General features: G+C 35.8%; 23 protein-coding genes and 1 riboswitch. Of the genes, 2 read left to right on the top strand and 21 right to left on the bottom strand.

Going from position 1 to position 25,610, the window contains the following annotated elements; genetic code table 11:
• Window positions 1–181 precede the first annotated feature (181 nt).
• The 11 genes from CEQ21_RS03970 to CEQ21_RS03920 form a co-directional block, all read right to left on the bottom strand.
• Complete coding sequence (locus tag CEQ21_RS03970) at window positions 182–2,383, bottom strand: alpha-galactosidase (protein ID WP_185763351.1); 2,202 nt, start codon at window positions 2,381–2,383, stop codon at window positions 182–184.
• Between the two features lie 71 nt (window positions 2,384–2,454).
• On the bottom strand, window positions 2,455–3,480 hold the full coding sequence (locus tag CEQ21_RS03965; protein WP_185763350.1) for a LacI family DNA-binding transcriptional regulator: 1,026 nt from the start codon (window positions 3,478–3,480) through the stop codon (window positions 2,455–2,457).
• Between the two features lie 308 nt (window positions 3,481–3,788).
• The gene (locus tag CEQ21_RS03960; RefSeq protein ID WP_185763349.1) at window positions 3,789–5,033 is read right to left on the bottom strand and encodes a sensor histidine kinase; all 1,245 of its coding nucleotides are present in this window, start codon (window positions 5,031–5,033) and stop codon (window positions 3,789–3,791) included.
• 187 nt (window positions 5,034–5,220) lie between these two features.
• Complete coding sequence (locus CEQ21_RS03955; protein ID WP_185763348.1) at window positions 5,221–5,664, bottom strand: cell wall hydrolase; 444 nt, start codon at window positions 5,662–5,664, stop codon at window positions 5,221–5,223.
• Window positions 5,665–5,816: 152 nt separating this feature from the next.
• Window positions 5,817–7,355 carry an MFS transporter gene (locus CEQ21_RS03950; protein WP_185763347.1) on the bottom strand — a complete coding sequence of 513 codons (1,539 nt, stop codon included), beginning with the start codon at window positions 7,353–7,355 and terminating at the stop codon, window positions 5,817–5,819.
• 349 nt (window positions 7,356–7,704) lie between these two features.
• Complete coding sequence (locus tag CEQ21_RS03945; RefSeq protein ID WP_185763346.1) at window positions 7,705–8,289, bottom strand: hypothetical protein; 585 nt, start codon at window positions 8,287–8,289, stop codon at window positions 7,705–7,707.
• Between the two features lie 229 nt (window positions 8,290–8,518).
• Window positions 8,519–8,989 (bottom strand): hypothetical protein, encoded by a 471-nt coding sequence (locus CEQ21_RS03940; protein WP_185763345.1) that lies wholly within the window; start codon window positions 8,987–8,989, stop codon window positions 8,519–8,521.
• A gap of 606 nt (window positions 8,990–9,595) precedes the next feature.
• Window positions 9,596–10,042, bottom strand: a complete 447-nt coding sequence (locus CEQ21_RS03935) for a CBO0543 family protein (protein ID WP_185763344.1) — start codon at window positions 10,040–10,042, stop codon at window positions 9,596–9,598.
• A 255-nt stretch (window positions 10,043–10,297) separates the two neighbouring features.
• Complete coding sequence (locus CEQ21_RS27075) at window positions 10,298–10,555, bottom strand: NUDIX domain-containing protein (RefSeq protein ID WP_235907156.1); 258 nt, start codon at window positions 10,553–10,555, stop codon at window positions 10,298–10,300.
• A gap of 92 nt (window positions 10,556–10,647) precedes the next feature.
• Complete coding sequence (locus CEQ21_RS03925) at window positions 10,648–11,073, bottom strand: OsmC family protein (protein WP_185764079.1); 426 nt, start codon at window positions 11,071–11,073, stop codon at window positions 10,648–10,650.
• Between the two features lie 123 nt (window positions 11,074–11,196).
• A complete protein-coding gene (locus tag CEQ21_RS03920; protein WP_235907208.1) occupies window positions 11,197–12,021 on the bottom strand; it encodes a YitT family protein in 825 nt (274 codons plus the stop codon).
• Window positions 12,022–12,406: 385 nt separating this feature from the next.
• Between CEQ21_RS03920 and CEQ21_RS03915 the strand changes: the two genes are divergently transcribed.
• On the top strand, window positions 12,407–13,408 hold the full coding sequence (locus CEQ21_RS03915) for a DUF3231 family protein (protein WP_419181568.1): 1,002 nt from the start codon (window positions 12,407–12,409) through the stop codon (window positions 13,406–13,408).
• Window positions 13,409–13,456: 48 nt separating this feature from the next.
• Here the strand turns inward: CEQ21_RS03915 and CEQ21_RS03910 are convergent, their stop codons facing one another.
• The 9 genes from CEQ21_RS03910 to CEQ21_RS27360 all read right to left on the bottom strand — a co-directional run bounded on the left by CEQ21_RS03910 (window position 13,457) and on the right by CEQ21_RS27360 (window position 23,491).
• Window positions 13,457–13,675 carry an RNA chaperone Hfq gene (locus CEQ21_RS03910; protein WP_185763341.1) on the bottom strand — a complete coding sequence of 73 codons (219 nt, stop codon included), beginning with the start codon at window positions 13,673–13,675 and terminating at the stop codon, window positions 13,457–13,459.
• Window positions 13,676–13,794: 119 nt separating this feature from the next.
• Window positions 13,795–15,150, bottom strand: coding sequence for a cytochrome P450 (locus CEQ21_RS03905; protein ID WP_185763340.1), 1,356 nt, complete (start codon window positions 15,148–15,150; stop codon window positions 13,795–13,797).
• Between the two features lie 570 nt (window positions 15,151–15,720).
• Window positions 15,721–17,040, bottom strand: coding sequence for a PTS cellobiose transporter subunit IIC (gene celB, locus CEQ21_RS03900; RefSeq protein WP_185763339.1), 1,320 nt, complete (start codon window positions 17,038–17,040; stop codon window positions 15,721–15,723).
• A gap of 253 nt (window positions 17,041–17,293) precedes the next feature.
• Window positions 17,294–18,852, bottom strand: a protein-coding gene (locus CEQ21_RS03895; protein WP_235907155.1) for an IS3 family transposase whose coding sequence is annotated in 2 segments (ribosomal slippage) — window positions 17,294–18,201 and window positions 18,201–18,852 — 1,560 coding nt in all. Because the reading frame shifts where the segments join, the coding sequence is not laid out codon by codon here.
• A 291-nt stretch (window positions 18,853–19,143) separates the two neighbouring features.
• Window positions 19,144–20,397, bottom strand: coding sequence for an ATP-binding protein (locus CEQ21_RS03890; protein ID WP_185763338.1), 1,254 nt, complete (start codon window positions 20,395–20,397; stop codon window positions 19,144–19,146).
• 286 nt (window positions 20,398–20,683) lie between these two features.
• Entirely contained in the window at window positions 20,684–21,097 is a 414-nt protein-coding gene (locus CEQ21_RS03885; RefSeq protein WP_328593455.1) for a GNAT family N-acetyltransferase, read from the bottom strand.
• A 72-nt stretch (window positions 21,098–21,169) separates the two neighbouring features.
• Window positions 21,170–22,387: a diguanylate cyclase domain-containing protein gene (locus CEQ21_RS03880; protein ID WP_185763337.1), complete on the bottom strand. Its 1,218-nt coding sequence runs from the start codon at window positions 22,385–22,387 to the stop codon at window positions 21,170–21,172.
• 148 nt (window positions 22,388–22,535) lie between these two features.
• Entirely contained in the window at window positions 22,536–23,003 is a 468-nt protein-coding gene (locus tag CEQ21_RS27365; protein WP_328593454.1) for a CBO0543 family protein, read from the bottom strand.
• Window positions 23,000–23,491: a CBO0543 family protein gene (locus tag CEQ21_RS27360; protein WP_185763336.1), complete on the bottom strand. Its 492-nt coding sequence runs from the start codon at window positions 23,489–23,491 to the stop codon at window positions 23,000–23,002. Before CEQ21_RS27360 ends, CEQ21_RS27365 begins: the two co-directional genes overlap by 4 nt.
• Before the next feature lie 272 nt (window positions 23,492–23,763).
• A riboswitch (purine riboswitch) is annotated at window positions 23,764–23,863 on the top strand.
• A 65-nt stretch (window positions 23,864–23,928) separates the two neighbouring features.
• Between CEQ21_RS27360 and CEQ21_RS03870 the strand changes: the two genes are divergently transcribed.
• Window positions 23,929–25,128, top strand: coding sequence for an MFS transporter (locus CEQ21_RS03870; RefSeq protein ID WP_185763335.1), 1,200 nt, complete (start codon window positions 23,929–23,931; stop codon window positions 25,126–25,128).
• A gap of 74 nt (window positions 25,129–25,202) precedes the next feature.
• Here CEQ21_RS03870 and CEQ21_RS03865 read toward each other — a convergent pair whose 3' ends face one another.
• Window positions 25,203–25,511, bottom strand: a complete 309-nt coding sequence (locus CEQ21_RS03865; protein WP_185763334.1) for a hypothetical protein — start codon at window positions 25,509–25,511, stop codon at window positions 25,203–25,205.
• Window positions 25,512–25,610 lie beyond the last annotated feature (99 nt).

Here is a 25,610-nt window from a genome sequence, read left to right as displayed (position 1 = left end):
GCATTAGAGAACTATCGCAGGCAAGAATAATTTGTTAACGGCTCTCAAAAAAAGTCGTAACTAAACTCGTAACCAAAAATTAAAAAGCACTTCCCTCGAAAAAGAGAAGTGCTTTGAAACGTTGATATAACAATGATTAACGTTTGCTAAAGTGTGGTGCACGACGAGCGCCTTTAAGACCTTATTCTTTAATTGCTTTTAAATGCCAGCAATAGCTTTGAAAGTCTCCTTGCAATTCTATTGGTATGCTCATTCCAGCATAGGTGAGTTCGTCTCCACCATAGATAATGTCTGTACCGTTTACCTGATAAACCTTCTGAACATCAACCCCAGTTAATTTCAGAACAGAAGCTGGGGCTGCTGGTTCTGCGAGCACCCTAAAATAATAAACAATAATTTCTGTTTTATCTTTATCGGTAAACAGCCATGCTGTTTCATTCCCTTCAAACGGACTTTTCAAGCGGTAAAAATCACCAAACTGAATAAGCTTGCGGATTTCCTTATAGGTAGCCACTTGGTTCTTCACTGCTGTTTTCTCGTCTGCTGCAAGCTTCGTCAAATCAAGTTCATAACCGAAGTTGCCAGACATCGCAACATGTCCGCGCATTTCAATAGAAGCTATTCGCTGTACCTGGTGATTTGGAACGGCAGAGACATGTGCTCCAATAGAAGATACCGGATAAACCAAGCTCGTTCCATATTGGATTTTCAGTCTTGAGACTGCATCAGTATTATCGCTGGTCCACGTTTGCGGCATATAATAGAGCATGCCCGCATCAAACCTTCCACCACCGCCTGAGCAGCTTTCAAAAAGGACATGTGGAAAATCTTCAGTAATTTTCTCTAGCATTTCATATAAACCAAGCATATATCTATGTGCAGTTTCTCTCTGTCTGTCAGGAGGAAGATGAGCTGATCCAATTTCTGTCATATTGCGATTCATATCCCACTTTACATAGGAAATTGGGATATTTGTTAAAATGTCACTAACTCGTTTTGTAATCTCCTTGCGAACATCCTCCCTCGAAAGGTCCAACACCAATTGATTGCGGCTTTCTGAGGATTCTCGACCTGCTACATGAAGGCACCAATCAGGATGTTCACGGAATAAATCACTGTCAACAGACACCATTTCCGGCTCAAACCATACACCGAATTGCATACCTTTCTCTTGTACTTGAAGGGCCAGATTATCAAGTCCGTCTGGAAGCTTGCGAAGATCGACAAACCAATCCCCTAAAGACGACTTATCATTATCTCGCTTTCCAAACCAGCCATCATCCAGAACAAATAATTCAATCCCCAGCTCTTTTCCGGCATCAGCTATTTCGAGGATCTTGTCTGCTGTAAAATTAAAATAGGTTGCTTCCCAGTTGTTAACTAATATTGGCCGTTCCTTGTCCCTGTACTCTCCTCTCACTAAACGAGTTCGATATAGTTCATGAAAGGTCCTCGACATACTGCCAAGCCCTGCTGCTGAATACACCATAACAGCCTCAGGTGCCTGAAAAACCTCTCCTGGATCAAGCTTCCAGCTGAAATCAAATGGGTTAATTCCCATTGTTACCCTTGTGTTGCTGAATTGATCCACCTCTGCTTGTGCCAAAAAATTGCCACTGTAGACAAAGTTAAACGCATATACCTCACCAGAATGTTCTGTTACGTCCTTCCGAAGCAAGGCAATGAACGGGTTATGCTGGTGACTGCTCGACCCGCGTGCGCTTTCAATTGATTGGATACCATGTCGCAACGGCTGTCTTTCTATATGACGCTCTCTTACATGTGCTCCATGAAGATGCAGAAAATCAAAGTCAGCTTCCCGAAAGTCTACACTAAGACTCTGTACATTTAGAAGCTTGAGTGAGGAATTGCCGTCATTAACAATTTTCACTGATCTGGTAATCACATTAAAATGGTTGAACACCGTGTAGCTTAAAATGACCTTTAACCCGATTAGCTTATCAATCATTGTGATTTCCAATGTTTCCGCTTCTTCTTCCTTTTCAACATATGTAGCTGGCAGCCCATCTAACAGCTTTTTGCCTTTAGAAATCGTATGTGAATCGTATCGTAAATCGGTCACAGTCGATCCATTCTCCAGCTGAATTTGGTAGGCTGGCTTTCTGAAATCAGAGTTTCCATATTGCGGATATTCTTGCGGCAATGTATCAAGTGAAAAAGTTCTGTCCTCCTTATGCTGATAAGGATTTCCCGAAAATCCTCTGTCCATTTGCTGCAAATAGTTAGGATGATGGTATTCCTGAACCTTTCTGCCCCAATAAAGATGAACTAAATAACCGTCTCTGACCAATTCCATAACATAACTTGTATCTTTTGCTTTTAGATGAAAAATTTTCCTCGTCGCATCAAAAAAAATCCCCATAAACGGCCAACTCCCTCTATTAATAGTCACACTGTTTACTTTTCCAAAACATTTAAATAATAGATAATTCGTTATTCTGATTTCTTTGCTTCACTTACACTATCACGAAACACTAGTTCAGTAGGTATTGTCACTTTCATTGGAACACTTCTGCCGTTTAATCTGTCATAAAGCAGCTTTACCGCTGTTTTCCCCATTTCCTCCCCATATACTTTTACAGTAGAAAGCCGTGGGTTCATGAATGCCGCTGCTTCTATATCATCAAAGCTGAATACAGAGATATCCTGCGGTACGTTTATGTCATTTTCATGCAATGCACGAAGAACACCTAAAGCCATCGGGTCACTTGCAGCAACAATAGCTGTTGGAATGTGGTTGGAGTCAATGAGTTGCTTTGTTAAGGAATAGCCTCCACTTGGTCCCCAATCTCCTTCAAGCACGTGACAGATTAACCCGTTCTCCTTCATAACCTGTTCATACGTTTTTCTTCTTATATCTACCTTGGCAGCTGTATGAAGATTGCTCACACTAAATACCTTTCCCTCTCCTCCGATATAGGCAATTTCTGTATGCCCTAATTCAAAGAGATGATTAAGCACATTCCGTGTTGCTCCTTTCAAGTCCGCTACAACAACATCAATATTCGAAACTGCTGGCACTTGATCTACGGCAATAATATGCTCGTTTTCCATATACAGCGTTTGCAAATCTGCTATATCAATATCGCCAATCACAATCAATCCATCTAACCCAACAAGACCTTCTGAAGCAATGGGAGTGTTTCCGACCGTCATCATTACTGCAAGATTAATAGAAAATTGACTGCAAATGGTTTCTACACCAAGGCGGATGGATTGAAAATAAGGATCAATTGCTTCATCATTTAAAAAGATAATCCCTATTTGATAATTGTTTCCTTTTTTTATTTCTTTCGTCTGTTTTTTTCTTACTGGTTTATAATCTAACTCACTTGCCACCTTCATTACACGCTTTTTCGTTTCCTCTGTTACAGACAGGGTTTGATCTTTATTAAGTATTCTTGAGACAGTTGCAGTAGAAACATTCGCTTTTTCTGCAATATCCTTTATAGTTGCCACTAGTTCACCTACCGCCATTAGTGATATTAACTAAATATTCTAACGAAAATATAACACGGAATGCGCTTACATTCAATAGATTCTAAAAAAAAACAGTTAAATATTTGTCTTTACACTTATTTTATAAGTAAAATTAGAATTTAATTACTAAATCAACGTAAAAAATATCAAGTTCTAATCTAGATATCAACTTATATTTACTAAACATTTACTTACATTCAAGCATTTTTTTAATAGATTTGATAAGTATAAGAAAAAAATAAAGCGGCTTTCCTTTATATTGGAATGCCGCTTTATTCAGTATTTTGTTAAATTTCATGAAAAGTAATTTGGAAAATCGTCCCATTCTTTTTATCGCTTGTTACGCGCCATTTTCCTCCCATCTCACCAATTATTTGAAGTGTTACCATTAATCCTAAGCCTGTCCCCTTTTCCTTAGTTGAGTAAAATGGCAAACCAAGCTTATCGATTTGGTCTGTTGTTAGGCCTTCTCCGTCATCTACAATAAAGATATCAACCTGCTTCTTATTCTGGCTGATTGTTACATGAACATTTTTCGCAGCTGCTTCAATGGAGTTTTTGATTATGTTGATAAACATTTGCTGAATCTGGGATGAATTCCCCAAAATGACCGCTCGTCCATCTACTTCTAAGGAAATCTCCACATTGCTCATAAGTGCATAGGAAGATAGAGAAGAGATTGATTTTTTTGCTTCTAGCTCTAAATCCAAAACACTATGTTTTTTTCTTGTTTGATTTTTCCCTAAAGAGAGATAATCAGAAATTATTTCATTTGCTCTATTTATTTCTTCTAAACTTATTTTTAAGTACTCTTTTTGCGGTTCTGTTAAATTGTCAGCAGTATGGAGAAGCTGTAAAAAGCCTTTAATACTTGTCATTGGATTTCTTATTTCATGGGCAACACTTGCAGCAAGCTCTCCAACAACCTGCATTTTTTCATTTCTTTGAACTTCTTTTCTTAACAGTACCTTTTCACGGTGTGACTCAATTAAATAGATCGAAAACCAAGCGAGAATACCGTTGACTAGGATAAACAAAAGATAATTTAATAATATTGTCATCGTCATTATATCGTTGCCGAATAATACCGCAATGAACGGCAGCATGGCAGAAGAAATAGTCACATATAAGACAGATAAATAAATTTTCTTCTTAACTGGTAAAAAATGAAACTTCTTCTGAGCAACGAAAATAAACATAATAGAAATTAACATTGCCACAAAGGAAGGAATCATACCAATTCCACCAAATAAGGAACGAACACAAAAGAACGAAATGGAAACAAATATTCCTGCACCTGTTCCCCCGTATATAAAGGCTAAATACCACGGCACCATACGAGCATCAAGACGAACTCCATCAAGGATAATCGAAAACGTAATAGATAGTGCCAATGTTATAGTACAAAATATTCCCCACATGACTTTTTCCTTCTTCTCATCTATTCGGCCATTTGCTAACACTAAATAGAGAATAATAGGAATTTGAACGATTAACATTTGCAGCAGGAGCTGGTTGTATTGAAAATGCATTGTAATCTCCTAAATTTTATAACTAAACTTATTTCGTGTCATACACACCATTATTATATACATATACATATAAAATAGATAGAGAGATTATGAGTCTAACACAGCGCACGTACCCTCTTAAACTAATAAAAAAAGGGATTACCTGCTTATTCAGGAATATCCCTTAAATTGGTATGGAAGCCTTGCCTTATCCTCCTGTATAAACACTTTCGCATGTACCTGCCTTCGGTTCATAATAACAGTGATTTTTATATTGACCGGATTGAGGCTGACCGTACCAAGTTGGTGGGCATGGAGCATATGGATTAAAATACCAAAGTGCATATTTCCCTGGATGATCTCGCCAATAATCCAAGTTCTTTTTTGCTAGTTTTTTTTCAGCTGTTCTCGCTCTTTGATAAAAAACATTGCCTTTTTGTACTGCCTCAAATGAATAATTATTTCCTTGAACTTGGTATATTACCTGTGGAATTGTTCGCAATCCTTCAAAATCAGAGCAATTTGCTTTCAAGCGGTTCACAATAACATTGCCAACATACAACATTCCTTGTTGTCCTTCACCTTCTGCTTCTGCTCTCATCATCCGTGCCATTAAATCTACATCCGAGCTTTTATAATTTACTCGCGGCATTTTTTCCACCCCCAAAAATATAGTATGAAAAACTGCTCCTCTTCATGTCACTGGTCAGGTTGTTTTCCCTAAGCTATATAGACAAGGAAAAAGCCAAAGGATTGTCTACTTTCACACAACAATGTCCTTTGGCAGCTTTTAATATGCGGATATTAACCGCAAGCAGATTTTATCGAATCTTCCTTCGTTTCCTTCCAAACATCTTCATATTTATATCCAGTCAAGTTTTCAACAACTGCACGTGTTTCTGGGTCAACCTCTCTTTTAGAGCCGTTATTTTTTAATCGGTCAATCTCCGCCACTAATATTTGATGTGTATTTTTGTTTAACTTAAAGGTAAATACAACTGCTAACGCTGCTATAAGAAGCAATGAAGAACCGATTACCATCGTATATACAATCGTTTGAACTGCCTGAGATGATTGGGTCGTTGCCCCTGCAGTGTAACCACCAAATTGTAATATTACCCCTACAAAGAAGGTGGCCAGCGCGACAGTACTTTTTCTAGTAAATGTCATTACTGCAGCAAAAACACCTTCACGTCGCTGTTGTGTTACAATCTCATCAATATCCGGAATAAACGGGAATACATTCCAAGGAGTAAAGTCTAGTACTGCTCTACCTATTTGATAAATAGCCGAAATAATAAATACGTACATGATCATCGAGTCTGGTTTTATCACATAAACAGCATAAAATGCTGCTAAACACATAATCATCAAACTATAAGAAACCTTATATAAACTGTTTGGACCTATTTTAATCATAAGGAAACCAGCAACAATAGTAATAGGAATACCAATGATACTTAAAGAAAGCATGTTTCCTGCAACTGACGAAGAAATACTTAATGCAAATACACAGAAGTAAACAAATACAGCATTAAATACATCCTTTGCCGTATAGGAAAATAAGTAGATCATTAAGTGTTTTCTGAAACTTCTGATTTTTAAAGTGGAAATATAAGCTTTTACCGTTTCGGAAAAGGCTGCAAGCAATTCTTTCCGACCTTTTCGTTTGCTTGTTTTACTTCTATTTATCCATTCTTTTTCTTCTTCAGGACTCAGTTGTTTTTCCCAAGTAACCTTATAAGAAATGAAGATACAAATTGCAAATATAATCGCAAAAATAACAGCATTAATAAAATATGCATAGCCATTGTCTTCACCAAAGAACGCAATTAGCCTTCCAGGAATAAATGTCGCCAGGAACACACCTAAACTGGACAAGAACATTCTGGCTGTCGATAATTTCGTTCGCCCATTAAAGTCTTTTGTCATTTCAGACGGTAATGTTTCCCACGGGATTAATACTAATGCCATCACTATTTCAAATAATAAATAACTAACTAAATAATACCAGTAATTCATGCCTGTAACCCAAAGCAAAATATAAGTAAACATTAAAGGAGCACCAATTAAAAGAAAGAATCTTCTCCTGCCAAATTTCCTGCCGATCTTATATTTATAGAAATTATCTGTTATGCTGCCAATGGCGAGGCTGACAATCGCATCAACGATACGAGCAATCGCAATGATAGAAGCTCCCTCAACAGGAGTTAATCCAACAAAGGTAGTGTAGTAATACAGCAGCCATGCTGAAATAATTGTAAATGCTCCGCCCCCCATAATATCCGTTAATCCATAGCCTATACTTCTTGGGATTGTAATTTTCTTTTGATTGTTCTTCATATAAGCTCCTTCCCTTTCGATGCCTGTCCAAAAATAGTATGTATTTGTGTTCTAGTAAGCTTTATAAACCTTAAGGATAGTTACTTATTCCCAACTAACTTGCTAACTAAACAAAAGCTGACACTTACAGCACGATAGAAAATAAGCTTTGATTCTGTTATTAAGCCTGTCTAAGGAACACTGGTTCAGAATTATGCATATATTTGTCTGCTTATTTATGATAGGTTTATAGTGCATAATAGTTTCTCAGGTGAAAAACAGTAAAAACAAACACCCCAAAAGTTAGATTTTAACTCCAACTTTTGGGGTGCAGCACTCATATGTAGTCGTTTTTTTGCTTGTATAATAATTAGCTTCGAAATATAATACCATTATTTCTTGGAAAGTTATAATACAAATGAACAAACAAAGCGAGCCACAACCATGCATGGTTTTCGTATTGAGCCTCTATTTCATAATTTTGTATATTATTACTGCCCTGTTCAAATTTAGCAACAAAAGCTTTGTTTTTTTGAATTTTAAATGTTGTGCCATCATCGTCAAAAAATACTTGATATGTGTCGTCCTCGAAAACAAACTGATAGAAATATTTTGCTGTTTCATTAAGATAATCAATGTTAAATATATGGCTCTCTTCATTATGAATATATTCAACTTTTCTTTTTAATACTTGATTACCTATTGTTCTGGGGCGTGTATGGCAAGTTATATTAACACAATTCTCCTTGTTATTGTCTTGCAGGCTAATACAGTTTTGTCTTACCAAAACCTCTTTTTTTGAAAATAAATTACCCTCTTCCTTTTTTCTCGAAAACAGTCCAAATGTTAATTCCATTTTTCCTATTTCGTTTGCTTGTTCATCTAAAATTGGAACAGCAATGTCAGTAGTGCTTTGCATAATTGAGTTAAAATTCCAAGGAATAACATAAACCATTAAAATACCTCCATTTTATAATACTTGTTCTATTTCCTATTGTGCATATTGGTTATATACGTTCAATAATTGTAAAGGGTTTCATTTTTCCGCTATTCTTACAGTAACAAAAAGAAAGATGCACGATAACATGCATCTACTAAACTTATTTAGTTAGTTTCCCTGATTTTGATAGAAGGCTTCCTTGTGAAATGTGAAGGAATATATTTAAACAATTAGTTGTTAAACATTAAGAGCCAATAGTTACAAAATTAATTTCTATAACAGGGATACGGAAAAGGTTACCGTTAGCTAAAATTAATACCGTTTCTTCTTTGGCATCTGAAATAATCCCTTGAAAATAGCCTGTGAGAGCAGGATACACACTGTTTTCTGTGTAAACAGTCACCGTTGTGCCCAGTGTTATGCCAACAAAGCGTCCTTCTTTTCCAATCGGAAAATACAGCGCATTCTGCAATATTTCTTCTGCCGGGGCTTCAATAGGTTCATGCACCTCTTCTATAACTGCGGTTGTTTCCACTCCTTGTTTATTAGTTGGGCGGCTTGGAGGCAAATGCATTTCAGAAACAGCCTTATCTACCGCTGGATAATAGTCCTGATGCTTGTCTTCATATAATAGTTTATGTTTCTGAGAATGAGCATGCTTTTTACACTGTTTGTGCTTTTCAAACAACTTAACATCAAAGCTAAATTGCATCATAATCTCTCCTTTCACTCATACATTTTCATTACAGTATATTATTGCTTGTCCGTGTCAGAAACCACGTTCCCCCATTATTTATCCATTTATTTCAGAATAGACAAAACACATAATACAGAAAATGCAAAAACCGAACTATTAATTGATAAAATAGTTCGGTTTCAACCTAGACTAAAATCCAAATTCCTAGCCACAAAAATCGTACCAGCAGACATTAAAGACCTATAATCAAGATTCCTATAATAAATACAAGCCCAGAAGTCATAAAGATGTATGAAATGGTTCTGTTTTTTGATCTATAATCGGCTATCCCAAAAAAGATTAATGCCGTACCAAAGAGTAATACTGCAAAATTATATTGAAAAAATACAATAATAATGGAAATAATTGCAATAACAAGTCCAACAAGTCTCATCATTTCTCTCCTATTTATAAATACTGAATATAAAAAAACTTCCACGTAGGACGAGTGGAAGTTCTTTTATTCGCCACATTTTATGCGACAGTTACACTATTATTATAACATGGAATTTACTGGATTCAATAGGAATAATTTCAAGTCAATTCAACGCAATTAGCAAGTTAACTTTACATATGTCATTTATTTCACGAATCCCGCGAAGGACATTTTATTAATTTATTGTACACTACTTTTAATCCTAAATAGGAAAGAAGATATACAGGCAAGGAGTACCATAATTTCCACTCATGATGCTTCATAAATCCTGATTGAGATAGTAAATACTCAATAAAAAAAGATACTACCGACCAAATAACAGCATACATAATATAATGTTTATTTTTTAAGTAATTTAAGTATGTAATCGCCAGTAATGGAGGGGTAAGTGTCACTAGAAAAAAATCCGAATACTCTACCTCTTTCGTTGGACCGAAATCTACAAAATCAAGTTTAACTGCGACAAGGAAATGCGCAATCCATGCACAATAGCTTACAAGTGGAATGACAAGGATATTTCCCCGCCACGTCAACGTTTTCGGCATAACAAAAAGGAAAATAATCAATACAGCAAAAGTGATCCATAATACATACATAAATCAACCCACCTTAATTCGATGAATAATATTTATATATATATTTTGTAAAGAAGGAGAAATTTATTCCAAGTATTAAGCTTAATACAGCAACTGCAGTAAATTCTCTGGGACTAATCTTAACATCCCTGTTTCAAAATCACCGATTGGTTTCCATAGCAATGTAAATATTCCCCCATTATCCTCCTGGCCGAAAGTACAGGTTTTTCATAAAATAATACATCTGCAAACTTAGCATCGTAAACTGTTACCATTTCATGTCCAAGCATCCCATTGTATGCAAAGATGTTTGCAGGTTGTCCCTAAATACTTTATATGGTCTACCTTTGCATTAATTTCCTCTTTTACTTCCCGAATTAAAGCTTCCTTACTTGTTTCTCCAAATTCAATTCCACCGCCAATTGGCAGGTAATAATACTCCTGTTTAACCTCATCAAAGCCTTCACTTAAAAGGATCGTATCATTTCTGCTAAAAACACATATAACAATGGCTCGAATTCGCCCTTCCTTCATTTTTTACGTCTCCAATAAAATTTATTATATAGGAGGATTGTATGCTGCAGGAAGGAGAGGATACCATTTTTTCCACGAAATTAATCATTAAATTACGACAGCTGTTTGCGCTCCGTATCATTAATGGAATAGCTGACAGTGATAGTCGCATTTATGGAATTAGAGACAGAACAATATTTATCCTTTGAAAGCTGAATAGCACGCACTACCTTTTCTTCGGGCAAATCACCTTCAAGTGAGTAGTGAATATGAACGTCTGTAAAACGTTGTGGATACTCCTCTGCACGTGTACCGTTCAATTCCATTTCGAAGGAAACTAATTCTAAGCGCATTTTTTTGAGGATAGAGACGATATCTATTCCAGTACAACCTGCGACTGCTTGAAGAAGTAATTCTGTTGGTCTGGCTCCTGTATCATTGCCACCTACTTGTTCTGCAGCATCCATTTTTAATTCATGTCCAGATGGCGTTTTCCCTAAAAACGCCATCCCGCCTTTCCATGTTGTTGATATTTTCATCATTCATCAGCCCTTCATAAACTAATTTCAAAAGTAGATATTTATTATATTGCCCTTACTTATTATTAATAAGTATTCTATATCAGCTTTACTCATTCCTTTATGACACTTTGGTACATAAGTCTAACCTTTTCCTAATGAAAGTCCTGCAGAATTAAACCCTTCACCATACACTTCAGTTGCATCACTCATTATAATAAAGGCTTGATTATCTACACTTTGTACCAGGTTTTTCAGGTCATTTACTTTCGATGGATCAAGGACAATCATCATAATAATTCTTTCCGAATTTGTGTAACCGCCAGACCCTGTCATTTTTGTTAAGCCTCTGTCAAGCCTATGTAGAACCTTATTGCTTATTTCCTGTTCATACTCCATTGAAGAGATAATGTACGCAACTTTTGACCCCTTCTTTTTACCTTGGATAATATCCATTGTTTTACGTGTAATGAAGGCTCCAACTAAGGCGTACAATGCATTCTCTGGTGAAAACACTATTCCTCCAGCAATCATGACAAATGCATCCAAGCATAGTACGGTTGTACTGTGCTTGACCGATTTTAACTGAAAAAGCAATTGTGCAATTAATGTAAATCCGCCCGTATTACCACCTGCACGGAACACAATTCCTAATCCAATCCCAACACCTAATCCGCCGAATATCGATGCTAATAATGGATCATTTGTAAGAACAGGCATCCCATTCGTTAAATAGACGAAAAGCGGTATTAACAAGGAACCGACAATAGATTTTACCAACGATTGTATTCCTAAAAAGTAAGAGCAGATTAATAATAAAAATATGGTAGCCCCCCATAAAACCAAGGATGAAGGTAAGTGTAATATATTGCTTAAAATTAATGATGCTCCTGTTAGCCCTCCAGAGGCAATTTGATTCGGGCTCTGTAACAGGGTAAATGCTAAAGAAATAATAAGAGTGCCAACCACTATTGACGTGTAATATTTTATTTGTTTCAAACTATTCCCACCTTTCTTTCAAGCCATTATAAACAGAAATTCACTTTAGTGCAATAAAGCGAATTAACGCTTTCATGTGTTTTTACAGTCATGCTTTCAAGCTTTTATCGAGCAAAGGAATGCTGCTACACTGCGAAATAGTCAATAAAAAAGAGATGTGCATAAGCACATCTCAAAGCATGTTAAAGGAGTTTGGGTTTTTCATACATAGAGATATGTGATGAATTATCCTGATAGTATTCTATGCCTCTTGTCCATCCTTGTATCAGCACTTGTCCATTTATATTCAAAATTTAATTTATTAAAATAATTTAATGTGGTTAGAATAAATAATAAAACATTGGGGGGCATGAATATGACTTCACGTGAAGTTCCAATTACATCATCCGAATTGGCGAATTTATGGATGACGTATCAAGAAAAGACAATGTTGCTAAGAATATTGGAACATTTTATAGAACATGCTGATGCGGAAGCAAAGCAGCTATTGCAAATACATTATAATAACTCTCTTAAGACTGTTGATTTGATTACGGAAATTTTTAATGAAGAGGGAGCAGCAATTCCTATCGGTTTTACAGCGAATGATCTCAATCATGGTGTACCAAAGCTGTTTGATTTTCTTTATGACATTATGTATTTACATATGATGACGAAAGTGGAAATGAGCTTATTTTCTCTTTTTTGTGGTATCTCCTATCGGGAAGATATAAATAATCTCTTTAATTCATTAACAGCAGAATCACAAGTACTCAACAACCAAGTAACTCAATTCCTCTTAGAAAAAGGCGTTTTAGTTCGGCCACCCTTTGTGTCTATGCCTAAAGAGGTGCATTTTGTGCAAGAAAATCAATATAGAAATGGGTTTGGTTTGTTCGGTGAAAAAAGGTCTTTAAATACGATAGAAGTTTCACTCATTCATCATGCAATTGAAACAAATCTTGCAGGCATGCAATTAATGATAGGATTTGCTCAAGTAGCAGAAAACAAAGATGTTAAAGACTATCTTGTCAGAGGGATGAAATTGTCCAAAAAAATGGAGGTTGATTTAGGCGAATTCCTGCGACACAGCTATATTGAACCTCCAGCAACCCATGCAGGTAAAGCAACTGCCTCCAAAATCGCCCCTTTTTCAGACAAATTAATGATGTATAATACTAGCTTGTTAACATCTTTTGGACTCGGAACAAATGCATTAGGAGGTGCATTTAGCTTGCGCAATGATCTTCCTACAAAAATGTCACTCCTTGCCAAAGACATATACACATTTGCGCAAGATGGTGGGAAAATTATGATTAAAAATGGGTGGATGGAGGAGCCTCCACAAATGGAGGATCGGAATAAGCTGACTAAATGAAATATCTCCCTACTAACGACTTTAGTTAGAAGGGAGATATTTTTCCATTTAAAATTTTATTACCTGTTTGCCTGCGGAAATCGTGCTAATCCCGCTTTTAAACACTAATTGCTGTTTGCCTTCAACATCCAGCAATAAAGTGAACTTATCATTTCCGGTTATTTTGCAGCGGATCGGCACACCTTTTTTTGTTGTATAGACGGTTACGAATCTTTCTTCCTTTATGATGTTGTTTATTATGCTGTTTTGCAAATCAAAACCTGCCATGCACTCATCTCCCCATCTTATATTATTATAATAAAGTTACTACATTTAGTAGCTGCTTGTTAGTCTTTATTTTTTTTGAAAGTTGTGAACAATTATTTTTGGAGGAATCTTCATGTAGGCTATCTCTTTTGCAGTATCATACGTAAACCACGTCTCGGTCTTAGTGTAATAGAAGGAAATGTCTTAATTTCATGATGGCCTGGTGCTAAGTTAAGTTTGAAGCGCTGTGCCACTGACACTAATACTAGAACTGCCTCCATTAACGCAAAGTGATTTCCGATGCATACTCTTGGTCCTCCTCCAAACGGAAAATAAGCATATTGTGGAATGGTTTTAATAAAATTCTTTTCAAAGCGTTCTGGAATGAACGATTCTGGATTCTTAAAATATTGGGCCTGTCTATGCATCACATATTGGCTGACGAGAATCATGTCACCTTTTTTGAAGTGATATCCATTTATTTCTACATTCTTATCCGCTTTCCGGCTAGTCACAAAGGATGGAGGAAACATGCGCATGGATTCCCAAATAAGATTTTGAGTAAAAGTTAATTTCATGAAATCAGCTGGAGTTGGCTCGTTATCTCCTATAACGTTTTCGATTTCTTCATACAGCTTTGCCTCCGCCTCGGGGTGTTGGGAAAGTAAATACCATGTCCATGACAAGGCGTTAGCTGTCGTTTCATGTCCAGCAATAAAAATAGTCATTACTTCATCACGCAGCTGCTTGTCTGACATACCGATATCTTCTATATCATCCCTTGCATCCATTAATATGCCAAGCATGTCCTCATACTTTACTGGATCGTTTCTTCTTTTTTGGATTATATCCAAAATCACTCGATCAAGCTCCTTTATCGCCTTCTTAGTCTCACGATTTATACGCGTCGGAATCCATAATGGCAGCTTTATTACGCTTCTCATCCTTTTAACAGATAATTTCAAAGCAGTTTCAAGTGGTTTTCCAATAACCTGATATCCTTCCTTAAAATCCATACTGAACATCGTTTTACAAATGATACCGAGGGTGATATTCATCATATCCTGGGTGATTATTCGTTCATCATCATCCTGCCAAGTTGACAAATATTCTTTTGTTAGATTGATCATATCTTGACCGTAATCAATGATATGTGTTTTTTTAAAGGCTGGTTGAATAAGTCTTCTTTGCTTCATATGAAATTCTTTGTCACTTGTAAGGAGCCCCTCACCGAAAATAGGCTTTAATACCTTAAAATCATCAGATTTCACAAAATTTTGCTGTTTTGTTACAAGGATTTGCTTAATCATATCTGGATTGGAAACTAAATAGACTTTTTTCATTGGACCTAAACGGAATTTTGCAACATCACCATATTCAGCCGCCATTTGTTGCAGGAATGCTGGTGGATCTGTGCGGAAAGCATCTAAATTGCCTGTAAGAAATTTCCCCTTTGGTCCCTTCGGAGAGTTAAAAAAAGTAGCACGGTCACTCAATTATTTCTTTCCTCCTTTGTAATTTCGTACTTTTCTTATAGTATGATATGAAGGGAACGCGGTAGTGTACAAAGGTGGAGTCTGCGAAAAAAAGGTTATCATGGATGGTGACTTTAACAAATAGTTAATTGCTTTTAAACTGTTGAACTCTTAAAATGCAGCAAGCCAATTACACGTACACGATGAATTGTGAATCGTCTCTATATAGCCTTTGAAATTTATCCAAAGATGGAAAACTACATAGCTACCACCAGAACCAACCAACATAGTGTCTGTTAATAGTGTCTATACTCAGTCTCTTCATAAATACTCAACTGCCTCTTGCTTTCATTCTGAACTTTGATTTAAAAATTACTTACTTTAAATAGCATCAGTCTCTTAAATAGTTGCCAGCTTCCCCCACCACTCTCTCGCTTTCAATAAGGGTCAATATAAATCAGCTGAATTAAACTAGTAACACCTCTTCATTGTTTCAATGCTTAGAAATGATTGCCTGATACCAAGGGAAAAACCAATAAGAAAGATGCGTGACATTTTGGCACGCATCATGAAGTAATCCATTTATAATGATTAATCTTTCTCCGTATTGACTAAGCTATTCTCTTCCTCTGCCTTCTGTTTATCCCAAATTCTAAAAAACGGGAAGTAAATAACAAAAGAAAGCAGGATAATGACAAGCTGAAGGACTGCTCCAGAAATACTGCCGGTAATCAAATACCCTTGGATGATAGGTGGCATTGTCCAGGGTGGTACGATGCCTATCGGTTTTGCGACAAGTCCGATATCCATTGATACATAAGCTATTATAACGGACAGTATTGGTGTTAATATAAAGGGAACAATCATTAATGGGTTAAGAACAATCGGCATTCCAAAAGTAATTGGTTCATTGATATTAAAGATTCCCGGTCCTATACTTAAACGTCCAAGTTGCTTCATTTGTTGGCTTTTCGCAAAAAATAACATCGCAAATACTAAGCCTAAAGTTGTTCCAGATCCGCCAATAAAGATGATGTCATTAAATTGATCTGTGACGATATGCTTCACTGGTTCCCCAGCACCAAAGGAAATGGCATTTTCATTTGTTAACGTAAGCCAAACAGGGGTCATGACTGCACCAACTATACTTGCCCCATGCAAGCCTGTTGTCCATAACAGTGTTATAAGGAAGAAAATAAAAATCGTTCCTAAAAAGCTCGTTCCCACTCGTGTAAGCGGTTCTTGTAATAAGACTGTTACGATATTATGCAAGCTGCCAAAGTCTCCAAGGTTTTCTACTAATAAGCGCAAAACCCACACAACAGCGATTGCAAAAAAGCCAGGTATCAATGCGGTGAAGGATTTAGCAACAGCAGGCGGAACTCCATCAGGTAATGTAATCACAATATTTTTCTGCAGAATTTTCCGGTAAATTTCTGTACATAAAACAGCTATAACCATCCCGACAAATAAGCCTTTGCTTGTGAAGAGGGCTGTTTGATACGCTGTTTCAACGATATCCACGCCCTCTGGTGTTTGACCAATAACATATGAAACAAACGGTGTCCCAACAAAATAGGCAGCAAGTGAAATCGCTCCAGAAGCTAATGGGTCGACCTTATAGGATTCCGCTAACCTGTAAGCAATTCCAAAAGTGGCGACTAATGCCATGATTTCAAATGTTCCTCTGTATGGATAAAGAAGGCTTGCTTTAAGCTTCGGATGCTCTGTTAAATAATCTAAATACCCTTGAAAAGGCAAATTAGCCAAAATTAAAAAAACGGAACCGATGATAATAAGGGGCATTGCTAGGATAATACCGTCTCTTAATGCTTGTAAATGTCTTTGCTCTGCGATCTTCGCTGCAACCGGCATTACTTTTTCTTCTAAAAACGTATTAATTTTACTCATAAAATACCTCCTCATCATTTATGAAAACGGTTACAAGATAATTATGAGTGGCTAACTGAAATTATGTTGGAAATTGTACTGTTTTACACTCTGTCTAATAAACAGTTACTTCTGGAATGGATAATAAAGTTTGTTGCTTCTTCACAAAAAAAGAGGCTGGGACAAAAGTACGTGATTCTGCGTAAAAACCGAACCTATTAATCATCTGTGAAATGCCCCCTGTCAAGTAGACAGTTGAAATAATAAAAAAGATTTAAACAGCTTGAGCTCTATATTCCATAGGGCTTAAGCCGTTTAATCGTTTTTGATATCTTTCATAATTATAAAAATGAATATACTCCTCTATCGCATGTTCAAGTTCCTCAAATGTCTTATATTTATGTATATAATACTTCTCACATTTCAGTGTTCCCCAAAAAGATTCCATCGGTCCATTATCAATACACCGACCAACTCTTGACATACTCTGCGTCATTTTCGCCGCATCTATCCTTTGCTTAAATCCTTTGGAGGTATATTGATACCCACGATCACTATGGATAAGTGGATGTTCCTCCTCTAATAATAGTGCAGTTGCTTGGTCTAGCGTCTTAAATACAAGTCTATTATTATTGGAATGTCCTATAACAAAACTTACAATGGAGCCATCATAAAGGTCACGAATCGCACTTAAATAAGCCTTCCTTGATTGGCCATACTTAAATTCCGTTACATCTGTAACCCATTTTTCATTTGGTTTTTCCGCAGTAAATTCTCGATTTAGTCTATTTTCCGCCACCTGTTTAGGAGTAAAGTGTTTATAACGTTTCTTCTTGGTGCGGATAATCGAGCGTAAGCCCGCCACTTTCATTAGTCGATAGATTCTTTTATGATTAAGTTTCTCTTTAAACTGTCTATTCATGTGAAGCGTCATTTGACGATAACCGAAGGTGCTATCCACTTTTTCATGAAGAATCTTCATTTCTTTTATGATTTTTTCATTCAGTAAATCCTGGGAAGTAGGGAGACGATTCAGCCATTTATAATAGGCGGATCGTGCTATTTTGACTATTTCACAAAGTAAAGAAATACTTATGTTTTCTTCCCTGTGAAGCTCCTGGATAGCGATATATTTATCCTCGAATCGGATAGGCTTTATTTTCTCCTCCTTTCTATCTCCTCCAACTTTTTTAAATACAAATTCTCCGCACGTAACCGTTCATTTTCTCTTTCTAGCTTTTTCATTTGAAGCTTGAATTTTTCTTCTGGAGTTAGCTTTGATTCCTCTTTCCTTTTACCACGTCTATCTTTCAACGCTTCTTCTCCGCCATCTTCATACTTCTTTACCCAGTGATAAACTTGTTGATAAGAAACTTGATACGTATCCGCTGCTTCTTGATAATTTTTTCCGTTCCCCAAGCAATCAAGTACAATATGTAATCGTTCTTCCCAAGTTAGTTTGCTTTCGTTAGTCATAGAGCCCGTCCTTTCTTGTGACGCATCTTTTAATTCACTATGACTATTATACTTCCTAATCCAACTTCTGAGGACAGAGGGATGGGATATTTCATACATTCTAGAAACCTCACGAATCGAAGAACCACCGGACAAATACTCTTTTATGGCGGATAACTTTAGTTCTTCCGAATATTTTTTCCATGCGGAAGACTCCTTTAATCCTTCTAAGCCAAAGGTATCAAACTTATATTTCCATTCCAAAACGGTGGCATGATGTACTTTATAAATGGATGCCACTTTAAGTGAAGAAAGTGATTCATCAAACGCCTTCACTATTTCATATTTTTCTTCTGCAGAGTAAAACTTTCGAGACATAAAAAATACTCCCCCATAGTATCCAGATTTTATTTTTTAACCTGTCTACCTATAGGGGAGCTTATCACTGTTGACTAATAGGTTCGGTTTTTGTGTTTATAGTGTTAATTTTATAATAAGTAATCTTAGTGGAATGGAGCGGAGGACGCTTTAGAGCCCGCGGAAAGCGCGAGAACGAGCGCACAATGAAACGAACTAATTTTAACTCTATATTCTATTTAGTCACAAGCTTCATTTTTCAAATTTGGATGTATTCTTATTATTCGTGTTTAGAAAGAAACTTCTTAAATATCAAGGTAATTGTGGGAATAGAATCGTAAATTCTGTTCCTATATTTTGCTCGCTGTTCACTTTGATCTTCCCTTTAAACGAATGGATTAATTGATAGCTCACCATCATTCCTAATCCAGTTCCTTTTTCCTTCAAGGAATAAAATGGTGAGCCAAGACTATCTATTTGCTTTCTTGTCATGCCGATACCTTCGTCCTTAATAATAATCTTAATATTGCCATCCTCTGTAGTTGAACAACCAACAAAAACAGTTCCACCATTCGGCATAGACTCAACTGCATTTTTTAAAATATTTATTAGTGATTGATTTAGTTTTTGCGGATTTGCTTGTATATAACAATTATCAAGAATATCCTTTTTTATCTGTACATTATAGTTTAAAGCAAAGTTTTCGAGGATATTTACTACCTGTTCCAATTGCTGTCCAACATTAATTTTCACACTGTTATCTATAGAAGGTTTTCCAAATGCTAAAAAATCATTAATAATATCATTCGCCCGATCTAACTCTTCAATAGATATTTTGATATACTGCTTCTTACTTTCTGAAAACTCAGGATCGTCGAGGAGTTGCAAAAATCCGCGTGTGACTTGCATTGGGTTTCTGATTTCATGTGCAAAAACACTCGTCAATTCACTTATAACACGCAATTTCTCTGCATTTTGTATATCTAAACGAAGCTGCTGAATTTCTCGGATTGTTTCATACAGCATCACAAAAAACCAAGTGACCCCAACTACAAAAATCAGGTGAATAACTTGCACCTTTAATGCATCTAAGGAAAATCCTTTTAGTACAGCTAATAGAGATAGTCCAACAAAACAATAGTAGAAGGAAAGGCAAACGGCAATCAAGACCCTTTTATATTTTCGAGAGCGTATGAATAATTTTTGATAATACAATATAACAGGTAACGTAACTGCCAAAACAAGCACGGTATTGTAAAACCCAATACTAATGCCCCCAAAATTAAGCCGATAAAGGATAATCAATGCTGCTAGCAACACACCTGGGCCAAAACCGCAGTATAATGCTCCAAACAATAATGGAATAATGCGAATATCTAATCTGGCATCATGTCCAAAATTCAGCGGAAAGGACATGCATAACAGAATGGAAATTCCCCATAAAACAGTCATCAGAATGGTTTTATTTCGATCACGTTTGACCCTTTCTGTTATGATTGTAAAGTATATGAAAATGGGTAAAACCATAAGAGTCATTTGCAATAAAAAATCTTTTACTATACTCATTTTCGCTACCTTTCCTAATTTAAACTATATTTTTGGCTATCGCACGAGTAGTAATTTTACTTTTGCTATAAAAGATGGAAATCATTCCACAATTATACTCTAAATTTATCATATTACGTCGAATTCTCGCTAATTTAATAGTTTAATTTAATCTATATTATAGTCAGCACGTTGCTGCTCCCTTTTATATATTTTCGGCAAGGTAGGCGATTTTTTTATCAAATATATATTTGTTTCACATATTTATAGTTAACTATATCCTTTATAAAGGGAGTCGAGATACTCTTTATATGAGGGTCATTTCCATAATTACGTATGCTTTTCCTGCTTTCATAAAGCCTTCACCGGTTGCGCGCATGCCAAACTTCTGATAAAAACCGACCTTTTGTTCTCTAGCATTGCACCATATCCTTTTTAAACCTAGGTTTATCCCTTCCTTCATTACATAGTTTAATAGTAAACTTCCAAATCCATTTCCCTGTTCTTCGCTAAGAGTAGCAAACTTCCGAAATTGCCCTTCATTATTGGTTACAAACAAGGAAAGAACAGAAACGATTTGGTTATCCTTATATAATCCATAATGGATTCCTGATTCATCGTTATCCAGCTTAATAAAATCAATTTCTTTATCTGGCCACATCACTTTATGTCTAATTTCCCAAGCTTCTTCTTTATGTATATTTGTTATCGTTATATTCATAGTTTCTCCTCTAAATAAGAATTAGGCTGTTGCATCATGTTATCCATTCTGCGACAGCCCTAATTTCGTTTTCTATTTCCGTCCATTTTTCATTCGATACATGTCAGCATCTGCTGTTTTCACAAGCTCCTCCATCGTGCTGCCATATTCTTTGGACAAGGCGAAGCCAATGCTGACACCAATAATAAGTTGATTTCCTGCAATTAAAATGGGCTTTGCAATCTCAGCCTCTATCTTTTCTATTAAACAGTGAACATTTTTCTTGTTTTTTACATTTCCACAAATGATGGTAAACTCATCACCGCCCCAACGAGCAACTAAACCTGCTTCTCCAACCGCATCTGTCAGTCTTTTGCCAACTTCAATTAGCAGCAGATCACCCATTTCATGTCCAAAGTTATCATTCACATGCTTAAATCCATCTAAATCGAGTAACAGCAAACAGTGAACTTGATAATTATTTTCCTGTAGAAGATGCTCCACTTCCTTTTTAAATAAGCGGCGGTTCGGCAAGTCTGTAACAGCATCATGATAAGCTAAGTGTGAAATGGTCTTCTCTGCTTCTATTCGATCTGTTACGTCCCGGCCAACACATATTTTTTCCACAATTTCGCCAGACTCATCACGAATCATTTCTACTGTTGTTTCATACCAGCGATATTCGCCATTTTTATGGAGAATTCGCCCTGTAAATCGCACCGTATCTTGATCAATAAAATAGGTGTTCTGAACATCCTTAAGTCTCTTATAATCATCAGGATGATTAAAAATCACTTGTGGTTGTCCTATGACTTCTTCTTGCGTATAGCCAAGAAGTGCTTTCACTGTCGGCGAAATATACGTAAATACCCCATCATTTGTAAAAGCTGATATAATATTTTGAGATTTCTCAGAAATGAGTGTAAACATTTCGTGGATATTTAGAATACCCTTGCGATGTTTATAGTACTGAGTAATATTTTCAAAAGTAATTATTGTTCCACATTCTTTTTCATTGTCTATAAGTGGCATACAAGTCAATTTAACATAAAGAAGATTTCCTTTTTTATGAGGTATCGCCATTTCTCTTCTAAAAACACCAATGTCAGCAGAAATCAGGCTTGACCAATTCAGCAGCTGATCCAAATCCGCAAGCAGCTCTTCCCTTGTGTAACCGAACATATTCAAAGCTGAATCATTAACTTCCATAATTCGTCCATTTTCATCCAAAAATACTATGCCATCAGGATGATTTTTATAAAAACTTTGAAATACACCAGGTTGTTCCAATATATTTTTTTGCAAAACCATTCAATTATCCACCCTTAACGACATTGTGCTTTTAAAGCACGTTTGTACTTATTACATCCTTTTATTATATTTCCTGTCTCCAAAAGAACGCAAAGGAAATTTATAGTTTTTTTCATAACCAATAAACCTAGTGTTCAAGGCTCTAGGTTTATTCGTTTAATCCTTTTTTAAACCAAAAAGCAAACCTTTTTATGGTATATAATAGGATAAAGTTAATGCCAATACTATAGAAAAAGTTCCAATGTTTAAATTCAATTAACGAACTATATTTATTTAACAGGAAAGTATATAAGGCTAATAGTAAATTAAAAAGGCAGGTATGTAAAAACTTCTTAACTTTTCCTTGGCTGACTGGAAAATATAAAATATAGAAGACACAAAATGTAGGATAGATTGCATAATGAAGCGAAAAGCTCATTTTCGAAGCCTTCTCAAACTCTCTATATGGAAATTCTATAAGTCCAAAGGAAACTTGTATGTATTCAAATGCCCAAGCAACTGTTGAGGAAAATAAGAAAGTGATCACATAATATCTCAATTGTTTTCTGGGTGTAAACACCCATAATAAACTTATGGACAATAACCAAGAGATAATAAGGATTAATGTATTTATCATTCACTTGTACCTGTTGTTAATCCTTTTTTAAACCATTTATAACAACTGTCATTTATGACAAGTGAAATAACAACTGTTATAAAGGACCAATACCACGTCCATTCCTTATAATTAACCAATGCCGTATACCTTTCTAAAACCCCTTCTAGCATAGTAAAAAAACCAGCTATACCTACGTAATATAATATTATAATCATCCAATTCTTCCTTCGCGGAAAATATAGGCTAAAAAATATGGCTACGACAGGAAAAAAGAAAAATTCAAAGGAAAAGCTAGTTTTATTATATGCGTTAGTTTGTGGAAGCAGCTGTATAGGATACTCAATCCAACCCTTTTCAACCGTAAACAGTCCTGCCGGCCAAGTGATAAGCTGAAGAAATAAAAATAACACCCATGCATCTCGCTTTTTATCCTTAGGCACAAATACATACAACGAAATAATACATAATATTGTAAAGCAAATAAGAAACCATCTTTCAAAATTCATATATATATATCACCATACTAATTCTTTTATTTTTTAGTATGAAGACATTGAGATTATATATTCTCCCATGTGAATTTTTTCTAGCTAAATTTAACATTCATTAATTACTTTCACACAAAAAAACAGGAAAATGTTTTTTTCTAGTTTGAATAGTGTATTATTACTTACTATTTTTCCATCCCTTAGTTACCAATTCTCCATTAAAATTAGCAATGCCAAAAAATGAGACTTGAAAATCCGCACGAAACCTAGTAGACTAACTAAGGTACTTCTTATACCCAAATAATATTACCTGTATAACCTCAAGAATATGGCTTGAGGGTCTCTACCAGGAACCTTAAAATCCTGATTACAGAAAATGAACTTAATTCATTTTTTGTAATCAGGATTTTTTGTTTTAAAAAATTCATTATATCTATTAAAGAAAGGACGTAAATATGAATTTAAAAGTTATTATCCTCGCAATATCAACTGTTGCTGTCGGTTTAGTTGAGTTAATTTTAGGTGGTATACTGCCAACTATCGCTGATGATTTTCATATATCCATAAGCTCTGCCGGCCAACTAATATCAATATTTGCACTTATCTATGCTATCTCAGGGCCAGTGTTACTTGTATTAACAAGTAAAATTGAACGAAAAAAATTATATCTTGCTTCATTATTAGTATTTTTTCTTGGAAATATTTTGACGTATATTAGTCCTAACTTCACCTTTATGATGATTGCAAGGATCATTACTGCGATGAGTACAGCTCTTATTGTTGTTTTATCATTAATAATTGCGGCGAAGGTTGTATCTCCAGAACATAGAGCAAAAGCATTAGGACTTATCTATATGGGTATTAGTTCATCACTTGTCATGGGTGTACCACTTGGAATATTAATTGCCAATAATTTTGGCTGGCGCATCATATTCCTTGGTATTGCTATATTATCAGTAGGTTCCTTTATCCTTATATCTGTCTTTTTAGAAAAGATTCCTGGTGAAAACACTGTACCACTTACACAGCAGCTTAAAGCAGTTGCTAGTTTCAAAATAGGCAGTGCCCATCTCGCTACCATGTTTATGCTAGCAGGACATTATACACTTTATGCCTATTTCACTCCGTTTATAGAAACAGAGCTTCATCTTAATGCCAATTGGATCAGCCTTTGTTATTTATTGTTTGGAATAGCAGCGGTAAGCGGCGGAGCATTTGGAGGTATTCTTTCTGATAGATTCGGAGCACCTAAAAGCATTATCGCCGTAATCAGTGCGTTTGCGGTTGTGTTATTTTTAGTACCATTTAGTACATTTTCATTAATCGTTTTCATACCTGTCATGATGATATGGGCAGCTTTAAGCTGGAGTCTTGCACCGCCTCAGCAAAGCTATTTAATTGAAACAGACCCGGCTACGTCTGATATTCAGCAAAGCTTTAATAATTCCGCATTACAAATAGGAATTTCTATTGGCTCTGGATTTGGCGGTTTTGTGTTAACACAAACCGGAACTGTTTCCCAAACAGCATGGTTTGGGGGCATTATCGTTATCGTCTCTCTATTATGTGCACTCTTTTCACTAACAAGAAAAACGGTAAATAGAGCTTATCCGACAGTGCATACAACTGCCCATCGTAAAGAAACAACAAATTAAGAATGAAAAACAAGTAAAATACCCAGTGTTTTACTTTTTTTTTATAATTTAAAGTACATTGATCGCTACTATCTTCAGTAATTGATAAACTGCATAAACAGAGAATATTTTATAGTTGCATCTGTTCTTTTGTCAAATTCCCTCGAACGAAATCCAAACGTTACACTTACCTTCACTTCATATGGACTGACAATTTGCGTCTTTGTGTCAATGGTACTCCTAAAAAACATGCCTTCCTCGTCAGAAAATCCATAATCAATGCCGCTTATAACACTGGTTGCTTGATAAACACGATAGGGATAGGTTTTATACGTTCTAGTAATGGTCCTCCCTTTTTCTAAAGCCTCAGGGAAACGCACTGTATCCTCAATAATATTGAGCATCTACATCACCTCTCCCCATATTTATTCTATCTATCTCGTACAATATGCAGTATTTTGGTAAAAGCAAAAATACATAATATGTAATTTGATGTGGAGAAT

It is taken from the genome of Niallia circulans, assembly GCF_007273535.1.
Lineage (GTDB): Bacteria > Bacillota > Bacilli > Bacillales > Cytobacillaceae > Niallia > Niallia circulans_B.
The sequence above is the reverse complement of the archived record's forward strand: the minus strand, read 5'-3'. Positions and strand labels throughout refer to the sequence as shown.

Bases quoted from the DNA above. Each gene is read 5' to 3' on its own strand.
- CEQ21_RS03955 (WP_185763348.1), bottom strand. From the start codon at position 5,664: ATGCCGCGAGTAAATTATAAAAGCTCGGATGTAGATTTAATGGCACGG.
- CEQ21_RS27360 (WP_185763336.1), bottom strand. From the start codon at position 23,491: ATGAATTTTGAAAGATGGTTTCTTATTTGCTTTACAATATTATGTATT.
- CEQ21_RS03890 (WP_185763338.1), bottom strand. From the start codon at position 20,397: ATGAGTATAGTAAAAGATTTTTTATTGCAAATGACTCTTATGGTTTTA.
- CEQ21_RS27075 (WP_235907156.1), bottom strand. From the start codon at position 10,555: ATGAAGGAAGGGCGAATTCGAGCCATTGTTATATGTGTTTTTAGCAGA.
- CEQ21_RS03865 (WP_185763334.1), bottom strand. From the start codon at position 25,511: ATGCTCAATATTATTGAGGATACAGTGCGTTTCCCTGAGGCTTTAGAA.
- CEQ21_RS03960 (WP_185763349.1), bottom strand. From the start codon at position 5,033: ATGCATTTTCAATACAACCAGCTCCTGCTGCAAATGTTAATCGTTCAA.
- CEQ21_RS03950 (WP_185763347.1), bottom strand. From the start codon at position 7,355: ATGAAGAACAATCAAAAGAAAATTACAATCCCAAGAAGTATAGGCTAT.
- CEQ21_RS03870 (WP_185763335.1), top strand. From the start codon at position 23,929: ATGAATTTAAAAGTTATTATCCTCGCAATATCAACTGTTGCTGTCGGT.
- CEQ21_RS03910 (WP_185763341.1), bottom strand. From the start codon at position 13,675: ATGGCAGGTTTTGATTTGCAAAACAGCATAATAAACAACATCATAAAG.
- CEQ21_RS03885 (WP_328593455.1), bottom strand. From the start codon at position 21,097: ATGAATATAACGATAACAAATATACATAAAGAAGAAGCTTGGGAAATT.
- CEQ21_RS03945 (WP_185763346.1), bottom strand. From the start codon at position 8,289: ATGGTTTATGTTATTCCTTGGAATTTTAACTCAATTATGCAAAGCACT.
- CEQ21_RS03940 (WP_185763345.1), bottom strand. From the start codon at position 8,989: ATGATGCAATTTAGCTTTGATGTTAAGTTGTTTGAAAAGCACAAACAG.
- CEQ21_RS03880 (WP_185763337.1), bottom strand. From the start codon at position 22,387: ATGGTTTTGCAAAAAAATATATTGGAACAACCTGGTGTATTTCAAAGT.
- CEQ21_RS03970 (WP_185763351.1), bottom strand. From the start codon at position 2,383: ATGGGGATTTTTTTTGATGCGACGAGGAAAATTTTTCATCTAAAAGCA.
- CEQ21_RS03915 (WP_419181568.1), top strand. From the start codon at position 12,407: ATGACTTCACGTGAAGTTCCAATTACATCATCCGAATTGGCGAATTTA.
- CEQ21_RS03925 (WP_185764079.1), bottom strand. From the start codon at position 11,073: ATGAAAATATCAACAACATGGAAAGGCGGGATGGCGTTTTTAGGGAAA.
- CEQ21_RS27365 (WP_328593454.1), bottom strand. From the start codon at position 23,003: ATGATAAATACATTAATCCTTATTATCTCTTGGTTATTGTCCATAAGT.
- CEQ21_RS03935 (WP_185763344.1), bottom strand. From the start codon at position 10,042: ATGTATGTATTATGGATCACTTTTGCTGTATTGATTATTTTCCTTTTT.
- celB (WP_185763339.1), bottom strand. From the start codon at position 17,040: ATGAGTAAAATTAATACGTTTTTAGAAGAAAAAGTAATGCCGGTTGCA.